Raw genomic sequence first — 24,481 nt, forward strand, 5'->3', positions numbered from 1 at the left:
GCCGACCCCCCACGTGCGGGGTAGCGAGTCGAAACTCCATCGGTCTGTAGACCGCGCGGGTATGACCGCGTAGCCTTGCCGGTATGACCCGGAAGATTTCCATCTCGCTACCCGACGAGCTGGCCGACGAGGTGCAAGCCAGCGGCAACGCATCGGCCTACATCGCCGCGGCGCTGCGCGAGCAGCACCGCATCCACGGTGACCTGGCCATCATGGACGACCTCTGGGGCCCCGCCTGGCAGGGCGACATCACCGACGACGACCGCGCCCGCGCGGCCCGTCTCCACGCTGGCAGCGCCCAGGCGGCGGACGCCGCGTGACCGACGCCATCCCCCCGACCGGGCTCATGTCCGGCCATGTCCTCGACCTGGACGCCGTCACCCACCTGATCGAGGGCAAGTCCGCCTACGGCCGCGAGCTCGTCAGGCAATCCTCCGCATATGGCGTGACGTTGCTGATCCCCGCGCTCGCCGTGCAGGTCCTGTCGCTCGGCCCCATCGCACCCCGGCTCGAGCGGTTCATGAACATGTCCATGGTCGTCGTCGGCCCGCTGTCCCCCGACGACGCCACGGCGAGCGGACCGTACGCGCAGGGTATGACGACCCGGCGGCCGGACGCGCAGATGCCCGAGGTCCTTGTCGCCGCGCACGCCGTCGTCCACGCCGTACAGCGCGGGTGGCGGATCATCACCGCGACGCCGCACCTGTATGAGGGCCTGGACGTACGGCTTGAGGTCCTTCCCTGATCGCTCCGGGGGGAAGATCGCACCGGACTTGCAGAACTCCCAATACGGGGGACGCTAAGGGATGGGTAGACCAGCCCCCACCCGTGCTGGCAGTGCTGGCGGGCCGCCAGGGCCCCGAAGTGGCTCCCTGTCCCCACCCGGGGAAGACCCCGGCACCGCGCCACGGTTGGATGCCGGGCCACCATTCCATCGGAATGCAGCCGCGTCAGCCCAGCCAGAAGGCGGCAACCGACGACGAGCGCAGTGCGATCGCTGTTCCGATTCGCCAAGAAGCGGGGTCTGAGGAACATCGGAACCGGATCGTGCGCTAAGCCTGTCCTCGCAGGTCATCGCTATGCGGTTTCGCGTCGAGCCTCTTCGAGCGGGATTGACCGCAGATACTTGACGAATATCTGCGATAGCGTCGATGCCGTCCTGAAGGGATGCCCTCGCCCGGTGGGGGCCAGGCCCCATGGTTATCTGCGATAGAGCGCGGAGGCGGTCGTGGGAGTGGTCCACAGGATCGGAGCCGAACGGCAGGCGCCGGTGCTCAAGGACGCGGTCAAGGGCCTCCTAGCCGGAGTGTCCAACCCCAACACCGCCCCGGACCGTGTGGGTTACCCGACCAGCGATCGTGACCTGGCCGCCTTCCTGCCGACCAGCAGCATCATCGCCACAGCGGCCAGGATGCCGACCGCGATGACCGGCACCAGCGTCTGGAAGCCGGGCCCCGCGGCGACCTGGCCGAACAGCGGCGGTCCGAGCAGTGAGCCGAGGCTGCCCGCCTGGGCGACCATGCCGTTGCCGATGTCGGCGTCGTCCAGGCGGGCCAGCACTAGCGGGAGCGCCGCGAAGACGAGCGCGCCGAGGTAGCCGTTCTCGATCGAGATGATCGCCGCGCCGCCGAGCGCCGCGGTCGGGGAGCCGTGCGCGCCGTAGGTGAGCCAGGCGGCGGGCACGGTCAGGAGTCCGGCGAGCGCCACGACGAGGACCGGCGTGTTGCGCCGCAGCAGCATGCCGACGGCGAGCCCGCCGAGCGCGCTGAGCAGTGAGATCACCGAGGTGATGGCGCCTGCCGTGGCGGCCGAGCGGCCCTGCTGCTCGATGAGGAGCGTGGGGAGCAGCACGATGACCGGGATCGTCACCAGCGCCGTCATACAGAAGGCTGCGGCCAGCAACGCGGGCCAGGCCAGCGCGCGGGCGCGAGGCGCGGGCCCGGACGCCGCCTGCCGTGCCTGGCCACCCGGCAGGCGTACCCAGACGATGAGCGCCATCAGCAGCGTCAGGCCGGCGATCAGCACGATCCAGCCGTGCCAGCCCGCTGCCGAGCCGATCGCGCCGCCGCCGAGCGTGGCGGCGCCGATGCCGACCGGGACGAACGTGGCCCACAGCGACAGGGCCGTGCCGCGGTCGCGCTGGGCGGCCAGGCGGAGGATGAGCGCCGGGCAGGCGATGGTGACCAGCAAGTAGCCGACGCCTTCGACGCCTCTGGCAGCCAGCAGCGAGCCGAAGTCACCTGCGGCCACGCTCGCCGCGCTGGCCGCCGCGATGAGGAAGAGGCCGGTGACGAGCGAGCGTGCCGTCCCGAAGCGGCGGACCAGGTAGCCGGCGGGCAGGCCGACGACGGCGCCCACGCCGACCACCGCCGAGATCACCCAGCCCAGTTGCGACAGCGACAGCCCTAACTGGGAAGCCACCTCAGGGCCGACGGAGGCGAACTTGCCCAGGCTCATGGCCGCGACGACGCCGCCGAGGTAGACGATGACGATCGTCAGCCAGGGCGAGCGCGCGGGCTCGGGTGCCGGCGCCGTCGTGCCTGATATTGGCTGGGGATCCATGAGACTCCTTCGGACTGTTGACGTCACGGACCATGGCTTCACGGCGTCAACGGACCGTCAAGCGTCGCATGCGATGTAGTCGTGCTCGTTCTCGATGAGCAGGGCCCCGAATCCGGGTTTGTCCAGTTAACATGGTGTAACTCGTTGTGGCCTCTTCTATCGGGAGGTCGGGGATAGGCGGCCTTCGAAGGTGATGGCGAAGGTATTCAAAGCGGCCTTCCACCGGTGACCCAGCGTTTGCGGCCCTTCCCGGTCGGGTCCAGGCTCATAGTCGCCATGTAGACGCACTTGAGCGCGGCCTGCTCGTTCGGATGGCCGCGGGCCTTGACCGCGCGGCGGATCCGGGCGTTGACCGACTCGATGGCGTTGGTCGAGCAGATCACCCGGCGGATCTCGGAGTCGAAGTTGAGGAAGGGGGCTGAGGAACATTGGCACCGGCGCGGGGTGTCGGCCCGGAACTCCTATAGCTACGGCGAGGCAGAGTAGGCGGCGATCCGTGTTCTACCTGGGGTTTTCTGGGGCTCCGTGGATGATGCGGTGAATGGTGGAGCGTCCGACGCTGTATTCGGTGGCCAGGTCAGCGAGGGAGACCTCGCCTTCGGCGTAGCGGCGGCGGATGGAACGGCGGGCGGGTTCGGGCAGTTTGGGCCGCTTGCCCTTGAGCTTGCCGTTCTTCTTCGCGAGGGCCATCCCTTCGCGGGTGCGCTGGTGCCCGATGTTGGCTTCGAACTCGGCGACCATCGCGAGGGTCTGCAGGAATAGCCGGCCGAACGGGTCGTTCCAGTCGTAGACACTCGCGCCGAGGCCGAACAGCACGCCACGGCCGGACAGTCCGGTGAGGATGTCGTTGGCCTCGGCCATGTTGCGCGAACCGGTCAAACTTGGTGACGGTGAACACCGTCCCGTCCCACACGGCCGCCAATGCCTGGTCGAGGCCAGCGCGGTTGCGGCGGGTGGTACCGGAGAACCCGCGGTCGATGTAGATCCGTTCCTCGGGGACATCGAGCGCGAGGAGCTGCTCGGTCTGGATGACGACGTCTTGCTCGTCGGTGGAGCAGCGCGCGTAGCCGACCCGGGATCCGTTCACGCGCTCAAGTGTTCCGGATAGGGGGCCTTCATCGGACATATCGCGGAACACCTATACGGAACACTTTGACCTGCGGGTCTGGGACCGCTGGTTGGTGTTCCGTTAGGGCACCCCCAACGGAACACCGATCGCGTTCCAAGCTGGAGCGAGGCCAACGCGGATCACGCTGAGCGATCTGGGTCACGACGTGGTTCGGCAATGGACATGGTGTAGGAACGCAGCTCGGGAACTCGCCATGCGATCGCGGCGACGGCCATGGTAGTCAGTAGACCTCCGATGCAAATCACTGTTCGGGGCCCGAGGAGCGACGCAGTGGTCCCGTGCAGCAAGTTCGCGAGCTGCGGTCCACCGATGAGGACAACGGTGAGCGCTCCTTGGATCCGGCCGCGCATGGCGTCGTCGGTAAGGGCTTGGGAGATGGCGTTGCGGAAGGTGCTGAGCACGAAGTTCACGGCTCCGCCGAGGACGAGTGCTATCAGCGCGATCCACAGCTGCGCCGCCAAGCCGAGTGCGACCACAGTGATGCCCCACGCGGCAGCGGCTGCCGCCATGAGAGCTCCATGGCGGCGGGCGCGGGTGAAGGTGCCCGATAGGAGAGCGACCGCGAATACCCCGGCTGGGTAGGCGGCGTAGAGCAGTCCCAGTGCCGGACCGCCGCCAGCCGGGCCGCCGTAGGTGCGCTGGGCCAGTTCGGGGAAAAGTGCAATCGGCATGCCGAAGACCATCGCCGAGAGGTCGACCGCCAGCACTGCCACAAGCAGTCGGCTGGCGGCCAGGTACCGGAACCCAGCCAGGATCTGAGCGATGGTCGGATGATCCCCGCGGTGTGGTTCGGCCGGAACGTTCGATGCTCGGGCTGGCTCCAAGCGGGGCAACTTGGCGACGGCCCACACGACGGCCAGCAGCGCGAGCGCGTCGAACAGGTACAGGGTGCCGAGCCCGACGAGCGGGATCAGAAGGCCGGCGAGCACGGGGCCCAAAATCGATCCAGCGTAGCGGACCAGCGAGCTGAGGCTGTTGGCCGCTGGGAGTAGTTCGACCGGGACGAGGCGGGGCACCACGGCACCCATCGTCGTCATGATCGATCCGAAGGTCAGTCCCTGGCAAGCCACCAGCATCATCAGGACAGGGAGGGATCGGGCGTCCAGCACAGACTGAGTCCATAAGGCCGCGTAGGTCAACGTTAGGCCGCAGTGCGCGGCCAGGAGTATCGTTCGCCGGTCTCTGACGTCAGCGAGAGCACCTGTCCACAGAGCCGCCACCACCAGCGCGACGAACGACACGACGGCCGAGGCACCCACGGTCGCCGATGACCCGGTCATGGTGAACAACTGCGTCGGGATCGCGGCCAGGCTGAACGACCCGCCCACCGCGCACACCACTGACGCCACCCACAACCGCCGGAATGCGTCGACCCTCAGCGGTCGACGATCGACGATGATGCCGAGCCCTGCCTTGAGCCTGGGGGCGCGCATCACCGGCTGGGAACGGTCCGGACAGCATCCGCAGCGTCCAGCGGTACGACGTCGGCGACGACACAGGCGATGTTGTCGGGAGCACCTGCGGCGTACGCTTGCGCGATCAATTCGTCGAGTGCCTGCTGCGGGCCGTCCTCCTCGGTCAGCACCTTCTGCAGGGATGCGGCCGAGACGACGGCCGACAACCCGTCGGAGCACAACAGGTAGCGGTCACCGGCAGCGGCCTGGTGGAGTGACAGGTCTGGAGGCATCCCGCCTGTGCCGGTCAGTGCTCGCACCAGCAGTGAGCGCTGCGGGTGTGAGGCCGCTTCATCGGGGGTCAGTCGTCCTTCGTCGATCAGGGACTGGACGAAGGTGTGGTCATGGGTGATCTGGGAGAGCTCACCGTCTCGCAGGCGGTAGGCGCGGGTGTCGCCGATGTGCACTAGCGCTAGATGGGAGCCGGACCACAGCAGTGCGGTCAGGGTGGTGACGGCCTCGCCATCCGATGATGCTGCGGCGATCGTCCTGATCTCCGTGTTGGCATCGTCGACCGCGTCAGCCAGCGCGCCGAGGAGGTCTTCGGCGGGTATGGCGAGAGCCTCCAGCGGTTTGAGCGCCTCGATGGCGGTCGCGCTCGCGAGGTCTCCGGCTCCGCCACGGACGCCGTCGGCCACCGCCAGCAAGCGGGGGCCCGCGTAGGCGGTGTCCTCGTTGCTCGTCCGCACCAGTCCTGACTCCGAGCGGGCGACGTAACGGATCCCGAGCATGGTCGCGGAATCGTCCACAGAGCTGCCTCTTCCCGTCAGGTAGTCGACGAGGAAGGTTGCCAACCGGCCGCGAGCGGCGGTCTCGGCCAGGAACTGCTCCCAGTAGCCGGCGATCTCCTCGGCCGCTTTCTCCGCAGGTAGATCACACACATGCCGGATACGGGTCAAAGGCATGCCCAGACGCCGCAGCCAGGCGATCAACCGGGCTCGCTCCAACTGCTCCGGATCGTAGAATCGGTATCCCGAATCGCTATCCACGGCGGCCGGCAGCAGGAGTCCGAGTTCGTCGTAGAGCCGCAGGGCCTTCGGCGACAGCCGAGCTGCCCGAGCGAACGCTCCGATCGTCAGCAACTCCCGCACCACTCCTCCTCGTCCCGGCCACGACGACCGGTGTCAACGATGCTGGGGCTTCACCCAAGGGGAAGGTCAACAACGTCACCACCCTTCCATGCGGCTCCTTGGCAATCGCTACGCGCTGACCCCGAGATCGAGACGGCTGTCCATTTGGGTTCGTCCAGTTAACGGCTCTGTCCCGTAATCGGTGGTGGCGCTGAGTGATCACCTGCCAGCCTGAGGCGTGCTGAAGATCAATGATCTGGTGGGCGTGGTGTTCGCGGGGCTGTCTGACCTGGTCATTGAGGATGTGGTGGACGAGCACGACCTCATTCGGGTCATGGCCCGCACTCGGGATGAGCCGGTGCCGTGCCCGGTGTGCGGGGTGCTGACCGGCCGTGTGCACGGCTTCTGTTGCCGAACGGTCACGGACGTCCCGATCGACGGGCGGACAGTGGTGGTGTCGGTGACAGTACGGCGCCTGGTCTGCCCGGTGCTGGGGTGCCCACGGCAGACGTTCCGTGAACAGGTGCCAGGGCTGCTGGAGCGCTACCAGCGCCGCACCACCAGGCTCACCGCCCAGCTGGGGGCGGTGGTGAAAGAGCTCGCGGGCCGGGCGGGCGCTCGTCTGTCACAGGCGCTGGACGTCGCGATCTCGAAATCCACGGCGCTGCGGCTGCTCATGCGGTTGCCGCTGCCGCCACCGCGGGTTCCCCGCGTGCTCGGGGTCGATGACTTCGCGCTCAAGCGCCGCCACCGATACGCCACCATCTTGATCGACGCCGAAACTGGTGAGCGCATCGACGTTCTCCCCGGCCGTGGCGCCGACGCCCTCCAGGTGTGGCTGCGCGCCCACCCCGGAGTGGAGATCGTCTGCCGGGACGGGGCGGGCGCCTACGGCGAGGCGGTACGCCGGGCGTTGCCCGACGCGACGCAGGTCAGCGACAGGTGGCACCTGTGGCAGAACCTTTGCGACAAGACCCTCGCAGAGGTCCGCTCCCACAGCTTCTGCTGGGCCACGGTCAACCCGGCCCGGCCCGCCGGTGTCCGGGAGCAGACCACCCAGCAACGCTGGCAGCAGATCCACGACCTGCTGGACAAGGGTGTTGGCCTGCTGGAATGCGCACGCCGTCTCGATCTGTCCCTGAACACCGTCAAGCGCTACGCCCGCACCCGGCAGCCGGAGGCTCTGCGCCGCGCTCCACGCTACCGGCCCACCCTCGTCGATCCTTACCGCGATCACCTGCGCCAGCGGCGCGCCGCCGAGCCGGCCGTCCCGGTGCTCCAGCTGTTCGGCGAGATCAAGGAACTCGGTTACACGGGCAGCCTCAACCTGCTCTACCGCTACATCACCCAAGGACGAGCCGAGGGCGATCGGCCCGTCGTCACACCACGCCGTCTCGCTCGGCTCCTGCTCACCCGCCCCGACAGGCTGCGTGAGGCCGATAGCACGTTGCTGCAGGAACTCGCGGCCACGTGCCCCGAACTGGCCCAGCTCGCCCGCCTGGTCCGTGCCTTCGCGGAACTCCTCACCCCGGCCGCAGGCAACGACGCCAAGCTCGCCACCTGGCTCACCGACGCCCGGGCCGCGAACCTGCCCCACCTGCACAGCTTCGCCAACGGCCTCGAACTCGACCGCGAAGCTGTGAACGCCGGCATCACCCTGCCGCATCACAACGGCCGAACCGAAGGCGTCAACACGCGAACGAAGAGAATCATGCGGCAGATGCACGGCCGGGCCGGGTTCGACCTCCTGCGCCACCGCATCCTGCTGCACTGAAGATCACGCAGCGCAACCACCGATTACGGGACAGAGCCGATTACGGGACAGAGCCGGAAACCGTACAGTCCCCGGCCGGGCTCCGGACGATCTGGATCGTCCGGGAGACATAGCCGAATCATGAGCACGAGGCGGACCAGGTCGTTACCGACGTGCCCGAGGCGATGGAGATCCTGCGCGAGGTGACGTGGTCTTGCATCCCGCCGCAGTTCAGGCAACTGCTGTACAGCAACCCTCCCAGCAACAGCGTCTCCCGCGATCACATGTCCCCGTCTGTCCTGACTACGAGCTGGGCCTCACCGAGGATGGCTACCGCCCCATGAGCGACCTGAGTCAGAGTGCTCCTGTGGGGCCGGGGAGGACGATGTCGAAGAAGCTCTGCGCGGTGTAGGTGGAGATTTTCCGGACCTTGCCCGTTTTGATGTTCACCGCGTAGGCCGTCATGGTGACGTAGGGCGGGTCCCCCTGTTCCTTGGGGAGGGAGGAGTCCTGCTTGGGCGCCGGCCTGCATTGAACGGGCATGGTCAGGGCCGTCACTTCGTTGGCGCTGCGCCACGTGCGCAACGAAATCTGGTGGCCGTCCGCAAACAGGCCGCTCAGAGCGATCCTCTGAAGCGCCTCACCCGTCCGCGCGTCCAGCCGTACGAGATCGCCCTTGCGGCAGGGCTCGGAGGGCGTGCCGCGATTCTCGATCGCCATGACGGTCTTGCCATCAGGGGCGAGTGGGCTGAAGAAGTAGCTCTGCGGTAGGTCGACGGTGGTGGCGTTGCCTGCCGAAGAGGTCGTCCACAGCCTCGACATGGTCTGTAGCCGTGATTTGGGCGCATACTGCGCCAGAGTGACTGTGCCACCGTCCTCCGAGAGGCCGATGGGGTTCCAGCCGTTCGGCAGCGGACGCAATATACGCTCACGCATGTCGATGAGCATGGCCGGGTCCTTCAAAGGCGGATTCTTCGTGAAGGCCAGGAAGTGGCCGTCCCGGGACAACAGCAGATGGGAGAGGCTGCCGAGCCACGCCTCCGGGACTTTGGCGGGGGCCGTCCACCGCTCGCCCGAGGCCAGGTCGCGGACCACGAACGTGCTCTCCTCGGCGCCGTAGTAGGCGATCTTGCGGCCGTCCTGGCTGATTGCCAGCGGACTGTCCAGTGGTCCTTCTCCCCGAGGGCGGTAGTTGCCGATGCGGTAGCCGCTGAGGCTGGGGAGCGCCTCCGGGACGCGGTAGGTCCTGCCGGTCCGGGTGACCACCCTCCAGCCGCCGTCCTTGCAGCGCGGTGGGACCTTGCCGGTCTCCGGCTGGCAGAACGTCCTGTAGGCGTAGCTCACCGGGCCGACCCCACGGGATGGGAGGTCGGTGACCGTACCTAGGGTGGCGGCGTCCGGTTTGGAGGGCAGCAGCCGTACGGCGGTCGTCACACCGAGCGCGGTGACGACCAGCAGGGCCGCCGCGACAAGCGAGAGAGCGGTCTGCCGCCTGCGCTCGTAGATTCTGATGGTTTGTTCGGCCAGATCTACTTCAGGGGAGTCGTCGGCGAGGTCGTTCAGCACGCCCCGTAGCCAGGTCATCCGTGTGCCTCCCGGATGTCGTCCAATTCAGCGAACTTTGGCGCCAGGTGGGGCGCTAGATCACGTAAGCGGGCTAGTGCGTGGTGAACCTGGCTCTTCACCGTGCCGATCGAGCAGTTGAGCAACTCGGCGGTCTCGCGTTCCGTTCGGTCCTCGTAGAAGCGCAGCACGATCACCGCCCGCTGCCGCGGAGGCAACCGCATGAGCGCCTGGCGCATGACGAGCCGTACGACCGTGGAGTCCTCGCTCGAGTAGACCCGTTCCGGCGGTGCGGTACTCGGGAGTTCGGCGCCGGCCCGGCGCCGCCGCCACGAAATGTGCTGGTTCAGCAGCGCCTTGCGCGCGTACGCCTCCGGGCTGTCGATGCGCGAGAGCTTGAACCAGCGCCCGAGCACCTTGAGCAGGACAGTCTGCAGCAGGTCCTCGGCGAGGTGGGCGTCTCCCGTGAGCAGGTATGCCGTCCGCATCAGCGACTGCTGATGAGCCGCGACGAACTCACGAAAGCTGTCATTGCGGTCCAACGTCACTCCTCTCAACCATTACAGACGTCGGTGAGGAATCCAAAGGTTGGGCCGACGGTGCGAATACTGAGGACGCATTCCAAGACGCCCAGCCTGGGCACCTTAAGCGCCAGAGCGTGCATGAATGTGGGTGAAGGCGAATCAATCGCCCGGCGACCCGCTCCGCAGATCAGCACATTCGCCACGAAGGCGAATGCCGGTCGCAGGCCATGTCGCGTCAGCGTCTCTGGTACACACGTTCCATGAGCTCATCCGCTGCCCAGCACCTGGGCGTCGTGCCGTCCGTGTTCGTCGTTGAGCACCTTCCGCACGCGACGTTCCCCGAGGACGATGAGTGGATCGCGCTGGTTCGCGCTCCGGAGGGCCTCACTGTTGTGCGCGAAACTTGGCCGACGGGCTCCGGCGACCGGTGGATCGGTCTGTATGGCGGGGGGACCGGGCACAAACTGGACGTTCCAGGCATGCTGGCGGCGATCGTGGGGCCGTTGGCCGAGGCGGCCATCCCCGTGTTCGTCGCCTCGACGTTCCACGCCGACCTGGTTCTGGTGCCTGAGCCCAGGGTGAAGGAGGCCGTCACCGTTCTGGAGGAGGCGGGACATCGGGTGGACACCGGGCATCTGAGGTCGGTCGACGTCTAGCTCGCCGGCTCGCCCGGTCGCGACCATGGAGCGGGCGAACACTTCGGGGCGGGCGAACACTTCGGGGCGGGCGAGCCACGACCGTCGTACGCCACGGCCGTTGCACCTGCTCGGCCGGTCTCACACCGCCCGCGCCCGGCGGAGTGCGGATCAGGGGGCGGCTTCGTGCCCTGGCTGGCCGGGCGTACGGCGCTGCTGCTTGAGCTCCGCTTCGTAGAGATGGCGGCGCCCTTCGGCCAGCCCGTTCCGAGCTTCGCGCTCGAGCTGCTGGAAGGCGGCGTAGTACCCGTCGTCGTACTCCTCCACGAGCTGGTAGGTCCACCGGCCGGCGATGACGTTGCGGCCGATCAGCTCACGTTCGATCCGATCGGCCCACGTGTCGTGCCCGGCCTGGCGGAACAGCCTCACCACGTCGTCCAGCTCGAAATCGGCGCTGCCGGTGAGCTGGTGGAACGCGTACAGGTGGCCTCTGACTCGATGGATTATCTCCAGCGCCTTGCTGAACCTGCCCAGGGCGTCAACGGTCACGTCATCGAGGCCCGGCGGCCGGAGATGCGCGGGGTCGGGACGGCCCACCGGTTCACGTTCTGTCATGCCGCACCGCTACCCGCCGTATCGGCGCGTCTACCCTCCTCTCAGAGTTACTCAATGGTCGGAATTCGCAGAAATCAGATGGTGGCGGGTGACTGTCATGACTGCGAAGATGCCCTCCTTAAACGAGACACTTTCTCCCCATAAAAGGACAGAAGACTCCATGAGGCGATGGGTTGCCCTGGCGGCCGCCGTGCTGGTCGCGTTTGTCCCGGTTGTCGCCGACCCCGCTGTCGCGGAGTCCGGTTCGCCCGATCCCGTACGGGCGCTCAAACAGCAGTTCCGCACCGGACACGGTGTTCAGGTCTCCGAGATCACACGTCTGCTTGAGGGCGGGAAATCCATTGGGAGGCTCCGGGTGCGCGGCACACTACAGTTCGGTCCTTCGGGTCCGGGCGCCGCCGATTTCACCTGGCAGGAGGTTCCCGACCCGGGACAGGAACAGGACGGTAACCGCGAGGAATTCACGCGATACCACATAGTCCACGTCAACGGCCGTTTCTACTACGCCATCAACGCGTATCGCGGACCGGTGCCCGAGGGTAAGACGTGGGTTCGTGTGGACGGGTCGCGAGGGCTGGGTCCCCTCATCGCCCCGACCGTCAGCCTGCAGGTGATCAACGTCTACAAGCCGGCAGTGGTGAAGGCCATGCTGAAGACCTCAACGGGCAAGCCGGTCTCCGGGGGGTTCCTCTACCAGGGGAGCATCAGTTACGCGGAGCTACGCAAGGCCTCCAAGAGCACGTACGCCGACTGGTTCGGCGGCCTGTCCGCAGACGAGCTCCGCAAGACGAGGATCGCATGGCGCCTCTGGACCGACGGCAGGGGTCTGCTCAAGCGCCTGGTGACCAGCCAGGCCCTGGGGAAGGGGGTCTCGCGAACCGACACCCGCTACACCGCCTGGAGATCGCACGTCGTCATCTCCGCGCCGCCCGCGGATCAGGTCATCGATGAGAATGATCTGTACGAGTACATCCCCGAGCCCACGGTGACCATTGACGACCTGCGTGCGCGCCTGAGCGACAGCTGACTCTCAATGCGGAGGCGCACCCGGCCATGCGACCGTTTACTCGCATGGCCCGGTGCGCCATACAGAGCCGTACAGGCCACAAAAGCCACAAAGGCCACAAAGGGCTATAAATGCGCCGTACGGAAGCGTCTTACCGTTCGCCGACGTTCTCGGGGACGATCCTGGGGCTGAACTCGAACAGGTTCGGGTCGTGCGGGTCGATGGTCGCGATCCTTCCCGACCTGCTTGCGCAGCTCTAGGCGCCGCCGCGGGCCTGTCCGCCGTCGTCGGCGTGGTCGGCGTGGTCGGCGTGGTCGGCGTACGCGCTGCCCGCGCCCATGGTCACGGTCATGATCGCCGCGGTGGCGGCTGCCGCGACCGCGCCTCGCCAGATGCTCCGCATGTCAAAACTCCGTCTTGTCCGGGGGAAGATCGGCTGCAGAGTATCTAGGCGAAACTGCACATTAGGGCTAAGTAGCTTGCCCCGATATGGCATTTAGAGATGATCAGATATAACCCAGACCGAAAACCGGTACCTGTGCGTGGTCACGACGGCAGGGGCCTTCTTCAGGGCGCCGCCTGGAAGGCGCGGCCGGTGCGGGTGGCGACGCCGTTGCCGTGGAACAGCCCAGTGCTCGGCTCGGTGTCCGAGGCCGGCAGCCCGAACCACGCGTAGCGCTGGACGTACGGCAGCGCGGCCAGCATCCGGGTGGAGGCGGTCAGGAAGGCCGCCTGCTGCGCGTCGCCGGGAAGGCGGACGCCGTGCGAGAAGTCGATCAGGGCGAACTCGGTGAGCCAGATCGGCTTGTGATAGCGCTTGTACACGGCCTGGAGATAGGACCTGAGCTGGCCGACCGCCGCCTGCGTGCGGAAGTCCCCGCCGTACCAGTGCAGGGAGATGAAGTCGACGCGGTAGCCGCGCTCGGCCGCTCCGTTCATGAACCGGTCGAGCCAGCCGCCCGGGGTGTCCCCGCCGTACGCCACGGCTGGGCTGCCGAGCACACGCCCGGCCTTCATGAGCTTCGGCCACAGGGACAACGCCTCGTCCACGGTCATGTTCGCCTGTGCGGTCATGTCCGGCTCGTTGAAGCTCAGCAGGTACGGCCCGGCGCTCCTGGCCTGGGCGAGGGTCTCCGGGGTGACGCTGCCGGCTCCCCAGATCATCGGGACGAAACCGACGCCCTTGGGGCCGATCGTGCCGTCATGGCGCGTGGACCAGGTGTAGTACCAGCTCGCGCCCGACTTGGCGAGCGCCGTGCTGACGCCGGGCATCTTCCACACGCCCACCCCCTTCTTGCGGGAGGCCGCCACCATCGGGCGGTGCGTCGGCTTGGGCGTGGGGGACTGCTTCGGCCGGCTGCGGGACGGAGACGGGGAGTGCCCGGGTGTGGGGCGCGCCGACCACGACGCCGCCTGGGGCGCCACCGTGTGGTCCGCCGTCGGGCGAGTGGTGAGATGCCCGGACACCACGACGCCCGCGACGACGGCCGCCACGCCGGCGACGGCCACGGACCCGGCGACCGGAGCGTGGGAGAGGGAGGACAGCACGCCGCGCGGCCGCCGGGGACGGAGCGCGTGTGCCCCCCGGCCCGCGCCGCTTCGCCCGGGGGGAAGGTGCGAAGCGGCGTGGCCGCCCCCGGCGGCGGCCGGGGTGGCGTGCAGGTGGTCCACGAGCGCGGCGAGACCGGCCGGCACGGGCAGCAGCGGCAGCCCGCTGAGCAGGCGGTCGATCGGCAGCAGGCCGGCGCCGCGCTGTTCACAGACGGGGCAGCCGCGGATGTGCCGGGCGAACCGCTTGCGCCACAGAGGGCTCGGCACGCCGTCCCAGCTCCAGGCGAGGCTGCGCAGATCCGGGCACGCGGGCCGTTCGGGCGCGTCCGGGCTCGCGCCGTTGCCGGCCTGTAGGGCCCGGACGACCGTGCGAGCGGTCTCCACCTGCTCTTTCATGCGCTGGACACGGACGGCGGCGTGGCGGCCGGAAAGGCCCAGCGCGTTGGCGAGATCGGCGCGGCTGAGCCGGCCGGTCTCCTCAAGCCACCACAGCGCGAGCAGCGCCCGGTCGTCGCCGTCCAGCCAGCGGGTGGCCTCGGCGACCTCCCGCCGCTGGTCGGTGAGTCCCAGCCGCAGGATGGTCATGGTGGCGAAGTCGGAGGCCGGGTCCGGTAGCTCGGCCGCCGTGTCGAGATCCGCCCTGCGGTACTGCGCGGTCCGATGGTCCTGCTGGTGGTCGCGCACCTGCCGGACGGCGATCGCCACCAGCCAGGAGCGGTACGCCTGCGGGTCACGCAGGTCCGGCAGGGCACGGACGACTCGCAGCAGCGTCTCCTGGACCACGTCGTCGACATCGGTGTGCGCGTTCAGCGCCCGCCCGACGATGTTGTAGACGAGGGGGAGGGAGTCGGCCACCAGGGCGTCCAGGGCCCGCTGGTCCCCGTCGCGAGCGGCGGCCACCATCGCTGTGTCAGGTCCACCCCTACCGGTTCCCCGCATCGCGCTCCGTCCCTCAAGTCGCGCCGCCATCTCCGTGCCGGGCGCACTGTGCGCTGATTCGGCCAATTCTGTCCGCAGCGAGGGGACGGGCGAGTCGTCCCCTTAAGAGGGGACCGGGCGAGGGGGCGTCGGACAACAAAAATTCTGGGCTTTCGCGACTTTTCGTTATCCACCGCGCGCCCGCCGGTCTCCAGTACAGAAGCACATCAGTCCAGCCTGCCTGACACGCCGTCGGGCTCCTCATCCCCTTGTACTGAAGGACCTCAACCACCATGACTGAAACTGCTCCGAGTGCTATCGCACCAGGTCGCAGCGCCGCCCGGCGAGTTAGGCGGCTCGCGTTCGCGGGCGCCCTCGCGGCCGTCCTGGGCGCCTGCCTGGTGAACGGCGCCGCCCCGGCCGGCGCGGCCGAGGCTCCGCTGTCGCAGGGCCGTACGGCCAGCGCCTCTTCGAGCGAGAGAGGTGACCTGACGCCCGCGGCGGCCTTCGACGGCAACGGCGGCACCCGCTGGTCCAGCAAGTTCAGCGACCCGCAGTGGCTCCAGGTCGACCTGGGCAAGTCCACCGCGATCAAGAAGATCGTGCTCAACTGGGAGCGCGCCTACGCGACCGCGTTCTCGGTCCAGACGTCCAACGGCGGGGGCGCCTGGACGACGGTCTACTCCACGACCGCGGGCAAGGGCGGCCTGCAGACCCTGGACGTGTCGGCCACCGGCCGGTACGTCCGGCTCTACGCCACCAAGCGGTCCTCCCAGTACGGCGTGTCGCTGTGGGAGTTCCAGGTCTTCGGCACCGGCTCGGGCACCTCGACCCCCACCTCGACCCCCACCTCGACCCCGACCAATACGGCCAAGCCGACGCCCAGCGCCACCCCGACCACTGCCGCGCCTGCCGCCGGCTGGGTGCCGGTGGACCAGGCCGCATGGAAGCAGGCACTGGACGCGTACAACAAGGTCGCACCCCAACCGGTCCCCGCGGGAATCGTGAGAGTCCCCGAGTTCCACACCGACTGCACGGTGTCCACTCAGGCCAAGGACGACCCGATCGTGCTGCCCGGCCTGCCTGGCGCCTCCCACATGCACACCTTCTTCGGCCCGAAGGTGGACGCAAGCACCAAGACGGCAGACCTGCTCGCGAGTTCCACGACCTGCAACGCGCCTGGGGACCACAGCGCCTACTGGGTGCCGCAACTGATGCATAACGGTGAGCCGGTCCAGATCAAGGACTTCCGTGTGTACTACGGCGCCCGGCTCAAGGACCCGTCGGAGGTCGTGCCGTTCCCGCCGGGCCTGCGCGTGGTGCAAGGCGATGCCAAGCGGCAGGTAGCGACGCCGAAGGGCGCCAGCGGCCAGTTCTGGTGCGCCGGCAGCGCGGAGATCGGACGCAGCGCCGACGGCAACTGGCCTGTCTGCGCACAAGGCGGCCACCTGATCTACCAGCTGATGTTCCAGGACTGCTGGGACGGCAAGCACATCGATTCCCCTGACCACAAGTCGCACATGGGGCCGATGAAGGACGGCCGGTGCTCCGGTGACTATCCGGTCGCGGTCCCCAACATCTCACTCATGGTCAACTACAACACCCTCGGCGGTGACGGCCTGTCGCTGTCGTCGGGCATGGCGTCCTCGATGCACGGGGACTTCATGAACGCATGGGTGCCGGAGAAGCTCGGCGCGCTCGTGAAGGTCTGCATCAACGCAGATGCCAAGTGCGGCATCACGCCAGGCTGGGCCAACGGCTGACCTGAGCTGAGCTGAATCTGTGGGGGCGGGGCCCGGCCCGCCGGGCTTCGCCCCCCATGGAGAAGGGCGGAAATGAGAGCGGCCACCATTGGCGCACCGGTGCTCGCGGTGCTCACCGTTCTGCTGGTCACGCGATGCGTCGCGGCGGGGCCGGATGCGCATTCGGCCGCAGGTCATATGCCGCTTCACTCGAACGTGACCTCCGCACCGACCGGCGCGCCGGCCGGTGCCAACGCCACCGACGTCGCGTGGCTGCAACTGATGATCCCGATGACCGAGCAGGCCATCCGGCTCATGGAGTCGGCACCGGCCAGGACCTCGAACGCGCGGATCATCCGGCTCGCCGCGGAAATGAGCGCCGTTCACCTCAGGCAATCGCGGACGCTGCGAGATCTGCTGCGACGCATCGGCGCGCCCCTGACAAACATGCACGAAGGACACAACATGCCCGGCATGGTGACCGCCGCGGAACTTCAGAGCATCGAGCAGGTCGGCGATGCCGCGTTCGACCGGCTTTTCACCCAGCACATCGGCGAGTACCTGCGGCAATCCGTCCTGATCGCTGGCGGAGAGCAGCAATCGGGAGCCGATCGGGACACCACGGCATTCGCCGCCACCCTGGCGAAAGCCCGCGCCGGCGACCTCGCACAGCTCACGGGCGATGCCGCCGACGGTGACGCCCGCGGCAGCGGCGGTAGCGGCAGCGGTAGCGCCACTAAGGGCGGCGACGTCGGAAGTCCCACAAGCCGGCCCCTCGTGCAGGTGAACGATGCCCCATCCGCCGATGTGAGCTGAACAGAGCTCGGGTTCGGAGAGAGATTTCGAGATGGTGCGCCCCGCTCACCGCGACTACGCCGCCCCCCACCCTGCCCCCCACCCTGCCCCCCACCCTGCCCCCCACCGTGCCCCCCACCGTGCTCCCCAGCGCGACCACGCCGCCCCGCGGTCCGCGCGAACCGCCGGCGCGCGGCGAAGCCGCACTGGGCGCACGCGATCGCGGACGCGTCGGGAGGCGCCCCGGCGTGCCGCCGCCTGGCAGGCGAGCCCGGCGCTGGTGCTCGTCCTGTTGTACGCGGGAGCGGCCGCGGCCACCACGGGATGTTGGTACGGCCTGGCTTCTGTCGACGGGGCCGCCGGGTGGTTCGCGTGGGTGGGCAGGCTCACCGGGCTGCTGGCGGGCTACGCCTGTGCCGTACTGCTGGGGCTGATGTCCCGCGTGCCCGCGCTCGACCGTGGGGTCGGCACGGACCGGCTGGCGCGCTGGCACGCGCTGAGCGGCCGCTACACGATCGTCCTGTCCACCGTGCACGTGGTGTTCGCCACGGCGGCCCACGTGGCGCGATCCGGCACCGGCGTCCTGCGCGGCACGGTCGGGCTCATCCTGGACGGCCCCGCTGTGCTGGAAGCCACCATCGGCTTCGGGCTTCTGAGCGGCGTCGCCGTCATCTCGGTCCGTGCCGTACGGCGGCGGCTCCGCTATGAGACATGGCACTACCTCCATCTCCTCACCTATGGCGCGGTCTTCCTCGCGTTCGCCCACCAGCTCACCGGCCCGGACTTCGCCGGTGGCGCCGTCGCGAGCACGCTCTGGCGGGCCCTCTACGTGTCCGTCGCCGTTTCGCTGGTCTGGTACCGCTTTCTCACTCCCGTCCGCCGCGCGCTGCGCCACCGGCTCCGGGTCGCGGGCGTCCGGCTGGAGTCGCCAGGCGTGGTGTCGGTCTACGTGACCGGCGAGCATCTGGGCGAGCTCGGCGCGGAGCCGGGACAGTTCTTCCGGTGGCGTTTCCTCGCGCCGGGCATGTGGTGGACCGCGAACCCCTACTCGCTCTCGGCCCCTGCCAACTCGCGCTTCCTGCGCATCACCGTTAAGGCGGTCGGCGACCACAGTCGCGCGCTCGCCCGGCTGCGGCCGGGCACCCGCGTATGGGCCGAGGGCCCCTACGGCGCTCTCACCGCCGCGCGCCGCCGGAAGCCACAGGTGTTGCTGATCGGAGGCGGGGTGGGCATCAGCCCGCTGCGGACTCTCTTCGAGACGCTGCCCGGACAGGTGACGCTCGTCTACATGGCCCGCCGCGACGAGGACCTGGTGCTGCGCCACGAACTGGACTCCATCGCCGCCGCGCGCGGCGCCACGGTGCACTACACGGTGGAGGAGCTGTCCGGCGCATCCGGAGGCCGTACCGTGCCGCTGACCGGCCGTGCCCTGCGGACCCTCATTCCGGGGCTGGCCGTCCACGACGTCTACCTGTGCGGCCCCACCGGGATGACGACGGCGGCGCGTCACGCCCTGCGTCGTGCGGGTGTGCCGAACCGCCGCATCCACGTCGAGTCCTTCGACTTCTGAGCGCCGCCCCGGCGAGGCCGTACGGCATGTCAAGCGTCATCGGATGGCAGGAAACGGCTGCCGGTGGACAGCTTGCTGAACGGTTCCGGCTGGGACGGCGGTCCGCCGATTGCGCAGAGTGGTTAATGCGCGAACGCATCGGCACTCTGACAACAGGGGTTAGGAATGACGCATACGGTCGCCTCTCCGGGACACTCCACCGGCACCATGGATTCGCCGCGACGCATTACTCCGGCCGTGTGGCGTGAGAAGGGAAGCTCCGGGGCGCACATCGCGCTGAACTCCGACGAGCCGGGAATTCGCGGGCTGTTTCGCTATCGCCCGGAGACGGCGCTTCCGCTGAACGCCCTCGTGGAGGTGTTGCTGTGCGGCGACAGCACCCTCACCCGGGGAGAAAGGGAGCTCATCGCGACGTACGTGTCGTCGCGCAATGAATGCCGATTCTGTTTCTTCACGCACGCGGCGTTCGCGGCCATCCGGCTGCCGGAGGGAATGGCGCTGGTGGAGGAGGTCTGCGCGGACCTGGAGTCGGCGCGGATCCCGGCCAAGCTGAAGGCACTGCTGCGCATCGCGGGCGCGGTCCAGGAGGGCGGCAAGAACGTCTCCGCGGACCAGGTGGCCGCGGCCAAGGCGCTGGGCGCGACGGACCTGGAGATCCACGACACCGTCCTGATCGCCGCGGCCTTCTGCATGTTCAACCGCTACGTCGACGGCCTCGGCACCTACGCTCCCGGCGACCCGGCCGTCTACGCCGCGCGGGCGAAGAAGACGGGGGGATACCTGGCGGTACTGGCCGAATCCCTCCGCCAGTCCTGACCGGAACCACCCTGACCCGGAACCACCCTACCCGGAACCACCCTGACCTACGGCGGCCTGACCTCCGTACGGCGTACTACGGCGGTCCTGACCTACGGCCATGCTGAGCCGTGGCGACCCAGACCTGCGAACGGCCTGAACTGCGGTGACGTGGTGGCAGAGCGGGTCGCGCGGCGCGCTCCGCGTCCGGAGCGCGCCGCTGAGCCGCCCGCCTGCGGCGTGATACCGGGACGGCCTGTCCCCCGGATGAACTGTCCCTGACGGGAGCCCTGCGGCGCGTCAGGCGAAGAAGTCGTCGATGACGTAGGAGTCCTGGGGGAAGCTCCAGCGTTCAGTGATCTTGCCGTCCACGATGCGGAAGACGTGGACGCCGCGCTCGTCCAGGACCTTGCCGTCGCGCTCGCCGTGGATGCGCAGCAGGGCCGCCACCTGGTCGTCGTCGGCGAGGAACGACGCGGGCTCGAACTGGACAGCGCCGGTGACGATCTGGCCGAGCCGCCCGAGGTAGGCGATCACCTCGTCCTTGCCGCTGTAATCACCGGCCAGCGGGCCACGTCCCGGAACATGGAAAACGACGTCGTCGGCAAGCAGGTTGTCACGGACATAGTCGAGGTCATTCTTGGCGAGAGCGTCGTAAGTGCTGCGAGCGATGGTGGCGTTGGGGTGTTCGGACATCAAGCGCTCCTGTCTTACTCGGTTAATCGGGGTTACTGGGGTGGCGTCGGTGACGCTACGCCGCCTCGGAGGGGCCGACAAGAGAGTGCCCACATATCGGTCAAAGTGGCGCACAGCGGTATGGATATCACAATGCGGCAATCCGAGAATGGGCGTCGAATGAGCGCCGTGAGCGCAACTCGCCCGTTGACAGGTGAGCGGCCATGTGCAGATCATGAGGGCGTTTGCCGGATGGAGCCGTTCGCGCAATCCGCGTAGCCGAAACACCCTGCAAGCCGAAACCCTTAAGCCGAACCCTTAAGCCGAAACCTGTAGCCGAACCCCGGGTGAGCCGAGACCGCGAGCCCAGGCTGATCCGGCGTCCGCGCCGGTAGGGAGTGTCCATGGCCCACATCGCCCTCAACTCCGACGAGCCGGGAATTCGCGGCCTCCTCCGGTTCCGCCCGGAGACGGCGCGCCCGTTGAACGCGCTCGCCGAGGTGCTGCTACGTGGGGAGAGCACGCTGTCGCGCGGAGACCGGGAGCTGATCGCCGCCTACGTGTCCTCGCTGAACCGGTGCAAGTTCTGTTACTCCTCGCACGCCGCGTTCGCGGCGGCCCAGCTCGCCGAGGGGATGGAGCTGGTCGAGCAGGTGCGGGCGGACCTGGACGCCGCTCCCGTCTCGCCCAAGTTGAGAGCGTTGCTGGGGATCGCGGGAGCCGTACAGCAGGGTGGGCAGCAGGTCTCGGACAAGGACGTCGCGGCGGCCAGGGCGGAGGGCGCGACGGATGTCGAGATCCATGACACGGTGCTGATCGCGGCGGCGTTCTGCATGTTCAACCGCTACGTCGACGGGCTGGCGACGTTCGCCCCCGACGACCCCGAGGTGTACGCGATGGCCGCCCAGCGGGTCATCACCGAGGGCTACGGCAGCACGACCCCTCCGGTGGAGCGCCCGGCTTGATGACCACGAACGGACCGGACGGGCACACCCATCGCTACCTGATCATCGGAGCCGGGCCTGCCGGTTTGCAGCTCAGCTACTACCTGCGGCGGGCCGGCGCGGACTACCTCACCCTCGAACGGGAGGCCGCGCCCGGCGGGTTCTTCCGCACGTACCCGCGCCACCGCAGGCTGATCTCGCTCAACAAGGTCCACACCGGCGAGAAGGACCCGGAGATCGCCCTGCGGTGGGACTGGAACTCGCTGCTCAACGACTCTCCCGAGCTGATGTTCCCCCGCTACTCGCGGGAGTATTTCCCGAGCGCCGACGACATGGTGCGCTACCTGGGCGACTTCCAGCGCGAGCACGCGCTCCACGTGCGCTTCGGCACCGCCGTCGACCGGATCGAGAAGGCCGGCGGCCGCTTCGTCGTCCACGCGGGCGACGAGACGTTCCATGCCGAGTGCCTCATCGTGGCGACCGGCTGGGGCGGGCCGTACATCCCGGACATCCCCGGGATCGAGCTCGCCGTCGGGTACGAGGAGATGTCGACCACGGGCGAGGATTTCGCCGACCAGCGGGTGCTCGTCATCGGCAAGGGCAACTCGGCGTTCGAGACCGCGCAGTCGATGCTCGGTCACGCCGCCATCATCCACCTGGCCAGTCCCAGCCCGGTACGGCTGGCATGGACCAGCAAGCACCCCGGCCACGTGCGCGGCCAGTACGGCGCGCTGCTCGACAGCTACTGGTTCAAGACCCTGCACGGGGTGCTGGAGTGCGAGATCGACCGGATCTGGCGCGACGGCGACCGTTTCAAGGCGGCCATCACCTACACCCTCGCCGAGGGCGAGCAGGCGGTGCTGGAATATGACACCGTCCTCCGCTGCACCGGCTTCACGATGGACACGTCCATCTTCGACGCCTCCTGCCGTCCCGAGCTCGCCCCTAACGGGCGCATCCCGGCGATCCGCCCCAACTTCCAGTCGGCCAACGTCGACGGGCTGTACTTCGCCGGCACTCTGATGCAGGCCCGCGACTTCAAGCGCGCGTCGTCGGCGTTCATCGACGGGTTCCGCTACAACCTGCGCACTCTGACCGCCCTGCTGGCCGAGCGGTACGACGGGGTCGCGCTCGCCCGGCACGCGCTGCCGATGGACGCCGACGGGCTGGCGGACGCCATGCTGGAGCGGGTCAACTACAGCTCGGCGCTGTGGACCCAGTTCGAGTACCTCTGTGACACCTACGTCGTCGACCAGGAGTCCCGGGAGGTCCTGCACTACACCGACCTGCCCGAGGACTACGCGGTCGAGAGGTTCGGCGGCGGCGCCCTGTGCTTCACGGTCACCCTGCGATGGGGACGCCAGAACCACCCCGACGTGTTCGCCATTCAGCGGCATCCCACACCCGACCGGGCGCACGAGAGCGCCTTCCTCCACCCTGTCGTACGGGCGTGGCGGGGCGGCGAGCAGGTCGCCGAGCGGCATCTCCTGGAGGACCTCCTGGCCCAGTGGCGTGACCCCGTCCGGCACGTGCAGCCGCTCCGCGCGTTCCTGTCCGCGCAACTGGACTGACACCGTCAGCCGGCAAATCCCAGCCGGTCAAGCCCAGCCGGCGAGTCTCACCGGCCGAGATGCGGCCGGTTAGTCTCAGTCGGCGAAGTGCTCCACCAGGTGGTCGACCACGTCGGCCGGCCGACCGCGACGCGCGTGCGCGGCCCGCTGGCGCGCGGCCCCCGTGCCTGACCCGGTGCCTGACCCCGTGCCTGACCCGGTGCCTGACCCGGTGCCAGAGGAGGCGGTCCCTGACCCGGTGCCGATGTGGGCCAGCCGCGCCAGTTGTCCGGTCACCATGTCGAGGTCGCCGGTCCGCTCCAGGGCCGGGCGCACGTGGCCGAGCAGCTCTTCCAGCCGTTCGCCGGCGGGCCGGAGCTCGCCGCTGACCGGGTCGACGCCGTGCCCGTCCAGGCCGTCGCGGGCCGCCTGCCAGTACGCCACGCGCAGCAGCTCGGGGGACAGGCGCGGGCCGGGGTCGCCGCGTTCGACCAGGTCGAGCGCGACCACGACCATGGCCCGCACGAGGGCCGCCAGCAGCGCGGCCTCCCCGGCGGTCGCCGGCACGTCGGTCACCCGGACCTCCAGCGTGGGCAGCCGCGCCGACGGCCGTACGTCCCAGAAAATCGTCCCCGGGTCCACCAGCACCCCGGCCGCCGTGAGCGTGCCGATGAGCCGGTCGAACTCCTCCAGTGACTCGAAGTACGGCGGAGGCCCCGCTACGGGCCACTTGTTCCAGCAGAGGGTCCGCCAGCTCGCGTAGCCGGTGTCGCGGCCGGCCCACAGCGGAGAGTTGGACATCAGCGCGATGAGCACCGGCAGCCAGGGCCGCAGGTGGTTGCTCACCAGCACCGCTTTCTCGCGGTCCGGTAGGTGGACGTGGACGTGCCCGGCGCAGATGCTCTGCTCGTCGTGCAGCGCCCGGTAGGTGGCGATACCGGCCCCGTAGCGCGGGTGGTCCGTGATGAGCGGCGGGACCACGTCGCCCAGCACGGGCGTGCCCGAGGCGACCAGGGCCAGCCCCTCCTCGGCCGCCGCCGCGGCCATCGCGGACCGCATCGCGCGGACCTGTCGCTCCAGCTCGGCGACGCTCGCGCAGGGCGCCGTCTTCGCCTCCACCTGGAACCGCGTGATCTCCGTGCTCGCGCGGTCGCCGAGCACGGCGGCGGCGCGCTCCACCACCGCCGCGCCGTAGGGCGCGACCTCCCGCGTCTCCGGATCGACGACCAGATATTCCTCTTCCACCCCCATCAAGGGGCATACCGCGTCGAAGGGCGCCGACTGCGGTGACTCCACGGTCGCCGTCATCTGTCTCCTTCCGTGGACCGCTGGCCGAGCGAGGCTTCGTAGGTCGTCCATTTTCCCAGCTCGCCAATCCCGTACGGAAGATCCGTACGGAAGCCGGGGAGGGCCTGCCCGCGGGAGGCACGGCCGAGGTGACCGGCGGCGAGGGCTTCAAGGTCGATCTGGCCGCCGTCTTCGAGGGCGCCAACGTCTCGCTGCCGGCCGTCACCGCGACGGTCGTCGCCGTCCTGCCGCTCCTGACCTACCGCAGCCCCTGGCTCTAACTGGTCCCGCTTAGCCTTCTCGTGGCTGAGCGTCCCGGTTCGGCAGGGCGTCTCCGGCGTGG

General features: G+C 68.8%; 22 protein-coding genes and 2 pseudogenes. 12 read left to right on the plus strand and 12 right to left on the minus strand.

Features of this window, described 5'->3' with window-relative positions; genetic code table 11:
• The first annotated feature begins 83 nt into the window (after positions 1-83).
• Both N5079_RS31855 and N5079_RS31860 read left to right on the plus strand, forming a co-directional pair.
• Positions 84-320, plus strand: coding sequence for a type II toxin-antitoxin system ParD family antitoxin (locus N5079_RS31855; protein WP_261587892.1), 237 nt, complete (start codon positions 84-86; stop codon positions 318-320).
• Positions 317-745, plus strand: a complete 429-nt coding sequence (locus N5079_RS31860) for a hypothetical protein (protein ID WP_261587893.1) — start codon at positions 317-319, stop codon at positions 743-745. The genes N5079_RS31855 and N5079_RS31860 overlap by 4 nt, the downstream gene beginning before the upstream one ends.
• A gap of 596 nt (positions 746-1,341) precedes the next feature.
• Here N5079_RS31860 and N5079_RS31865 read toward each other — a convergent pair.
• From N5079_RS31865 to N5079_RS31885, 5 genes and pseudogenes are all read right to left on the minus strand, one after another.
• Positions 1,342-2,562: a CynX/NimT family MFS transporter gene (locus tag N5079_RS31865; protein WP_261587894.1), complete on the minus strand. Its 1,221-nt coding sequence runs from the start codon at positions 2,560-2,562 to the stop codon at positions 1,342-1,344.
• 156 nt (positions 2,563-2,718) lie between these two features.
• Positions 2,719-2,978: pseudogene (locus N5079_RS31870) on the minus strand (transposase); the annotation flags it as partial.
• 85 nt (positions 2,979-3,063) lie between these two features.
• Positions 3,064-3,688: pseudogene (locus N5079_RS35685) on the minus strand (recombinase family protein).
• A gap of 122 nt (positions 3,689-3,810) precedes the next feature.
• Positions 3,811-5,124: an MFS transporter gene (locus N5079_RS31880; RefSeq protein ID WP_261587896.1), complete on the minus strand. Its 1,314-nt coding sequence runs from the start codon at positions 5,122-5,124 to the stop codon at positions 3,811-3,813.
• A complete protein-coding gene (locus N5079_RS31885) occupies positions 5,124-6,236 on the minus strand; it encodes a MerR family transcriptional regulator (RefSeq protein WP_261587897.1) in 1,113 nt (370 codons plus the stop codon). Before N5079_RS31885 ends, N5079_RS31880 begins: the two co-directional genes overlap by 1 nt.
• 247 nt (positions 6,237-6,483) lie before the next feature.
• Between N5079_RS31885 and N5079_RS31890 the strand changes: the two genes are divergently transcribed.
• Entirely contained in the window at positions 6,484-7,989 is a 1,506-nt protein-coding gene (locus N5079_RS31890) for an ISL3 family transposase (protein WP_261587949.1), read from the plus strand.
• A 333-nt stretch (positions 7,990-8,322) separates the two neighbouring features.
• Here the strand turns inward: N5079_RS31890 and N5079_RS31895 are convergent, their stop codons facing one another.
• The gene (locus N5079_RS31895) at positions 8,323-9,552 is read right to left on the minus strand and encodes a hypothetical protein (protein WP_261587898.1); all 1,230 of its coding nucleotides are present in this window, start codon (positions 9,550-9,552) and stop codon (positions 8,323-8,325) included.
• Positions 9,549-10,073, minus strand: a complete 525-nt coding sequence (locus N5079_RS31900; RefSeq protein ID WP_261587899.1) for a SigE family RNA polymerase sigma factor — start codon at positions 10,071-10,073, stop codon at positions 9,549-9,551. Before N5079_RS31900 ends, N5079_RS31895 begins: the two co-directional genes overlap by 4 nt.
• A 242-nt stretch (positions 10,074-10,315) precedes the next feature.
• Here N5079_RS31900 and N5079_RS31905 point away from each other — a divergent pair, with 242 nt between their 5' ends.
• Positions 10,316-10,711 (plus strand): ACT domain-containing protein, encoded by a 396-nt coding sequence (locus N5079_RS31905; protein WP_261587900.1) that lies wholly within the window; start codon positions 10,316-10,318, stop codon positions 10,709-10,711.
• Positions 10,712-10,861: 150 nt separating this feature from the next.
• Here the strand turns inward: N5079_RS31905 and N5079_RS31910 are convergent, their stop codons facing one another.
• On the minus strand, positions 10,862-11,305 hold the full coding sequence (locus tag N5079_RS31910; RefSeq protein ID WP_261587901.1) for a hypothetical protein: 444 nt from the start codon (positions 11,303-11,305) through the stop codon (positions 10,862-10,864).
• Between the two features lie 97 nt (positions 11,306-11,402).
• Here N5079_RS31910 and N5079_RS31915 point away from each other — a divergent pair, with 97 nt between their 5' ends.
• Positions 11,403-12,332: a hypothetical protein gene (locus N5079_RS31915; RefSeq protein WP_261587902.1), complete on the plus strand. Its 930-nt coding sequence runs from the start codon at positions 11,403-11,405 to the stop codon at positions 12,330-12,332.
• A 235-nt stretch (positions 12,333-12,567) separates the two neighbouring features.
• On the opposite strand, the gene N5079_RS31920 is transcribed toward N5079_RS31915, so the two are convergent.
• Entirely contained in the window at positions 12,568-12,714 is a 147-nt protein-coding gene (locus N5079_RS31920) for a hypothetical protein (protein ID WP_261587903.1), read from the minus strand.
• A gap of 164 nt (positions 12,715-12,878) precedes the next feature.
• On the minus strand, positions 12,879-14,765 hold the full coding sequence (locus N5079_RS31925) for a sigma-70 family RNA polymerase sigma factor (RefSeq protein WP_261587904.1): 1,887 nt from the start codon (positions 14,763-14,765) through the stop codon (positions 12,879-12,881).
• A 308-nt stretch (positions 14,766-15,073) separates the two neighbouring features.
• On the opposite strand from N5079_RS31925, the gene N5079_RS31930 reads away from it, so the two are divergent.
• The 4 genes from N5079_RS31930 (at position 15,074) to N5079_RS31945 (ending at position 19,703) form a co-directional block, all read left to right on the plus strand.
• Positions 15,074-16,543 (plus strand): DUF1996 domain-containing protein, encoded by a 1,470-nt coding sequence (locus tag N5079_RS31930; RefSeq protein ID WP_261587905.1) that lies wholly within the window; start codon positions 15,074-15,076, stop codon positions 16,541-16,543.
• A 72-nt stretch (positions 16,544-16,615) separates the two neighbouring features.
• Entirely contained in the window at positions 16,616-17,338 is a 723-nt protein-coding gene (locus N5079_RS31935; RefSeq protein WP_261587906.1) for a DUF305 domain-containing protein, read from the plus strand.
• A 259-nt stretch (positions 17,339-17,597) separates the two neighbouring features.
• Positions 17,598-18,887, plus strand: a complete 1,290-nt coding sequence (locus N5079_RS31940) for a ferredoxin reductase family protein (protein WP_261587907.1) — start codon at positions 17,598-17,600, stop codon at positions 18,885-18,887.
• Between the two features lie 165 nt (positions 18,888-19,052).
• Positions 19,053-19,703: a carboxymuconolactone decarboxylase family protein gene (locus N5079_RS31945; protein WP_261587908.1), complete on the plus strand. Its 651-nt coding sequence runs from the start codon at positions 19,053-19,055 to the stop codon at positions 19,701-19,703.
• Positions 19,704-19,982: 279 nt separating this feature from the next.
• Here the strand turns inward: N5079_RS31945 and N5079_RS31950 are convergent, their stop codons facing one another.
• Entirely contained in the window at positions 19,983-20,378 is a 396-nt protein-coding gene (locus N5079_RS31950) for a nuclear transport factor 2 family protein (RefSeq protein WP_261587909.1), read from the minus strand.
• Between the two features lie 383 nt (positions 20,379-20,761).
• Here N5079_RS31950 and N5079_RS31955 point away from each other — a divergent pair, with 383 nt between their 5' ends.
• Complete coding sequence (locus tag N5079_RS31955) at positions 20,762-21,322, plus strand: carboxymuconolactone decarboxylase family protein (protein WP_261587910.1); 561 nt, start codon at positions 20,762-20,764, stop codon at positions 21,320-21,322.
• Positions 21,322-22,872 carry an NAD(P)-binding domain-containing protein gene (locus N5079_RS31960; protein ID WP_261587911.1) on the plus strand — a complete coding sequence of 517 codons (1,551 nt, stop codon included), beginning with the start codon at positions 21,322-21,324 and terminating at the stop codon, positions 22,870-22,872. Before N5079_RS31955 ends, N5079_RS31960 begins: the two co-directional genes overlap by 1 nt.
• Before the next feature lie 75 nt (positions 22,873-22,947).
• Here N5079_RS31960 and N5079_RS31965 read toward each other — a convergent pair whose 3' ends face one another.
• A complete protein-coding gene (locus tag N5079_RS31965; RefSeq protein WP_261587912.1) occupies positions 22,948-24,159 on the minus strand; it encodes a glutamate--cysteine ligase in 1,212 nt (403 codons plus the stop codon).
• On the opposite strand from N5079_RS31965, the gene N5079_RS31970 reads away from it, so the two are divergent.
• Positions 24,138-24,419, plus strand: coding sequence for an MMPL family transporter (locus N5079_RS31970; RefSeq protein WP_261587913.1), 282 nt, complete (start codon positions 24,138-24,140; stop codon positions 24,417-24,419). The genes N5079_RS31965 and N5079_RS31970 overlap by 22 nt on opposite strands.
• Positions 24,420-24,481 lie beyond the last annotated feature (62 nt).

The sequence above is a fragment of the Planotetraspora sp. A-T 1434 genome, from assembly GCF_025420585.1.
Classification (GTDB): Bacteria; Actinomycetota; Actinomycetes; order Streptosporangiales; family Streptosporangiaceae; genus JAOEGB01.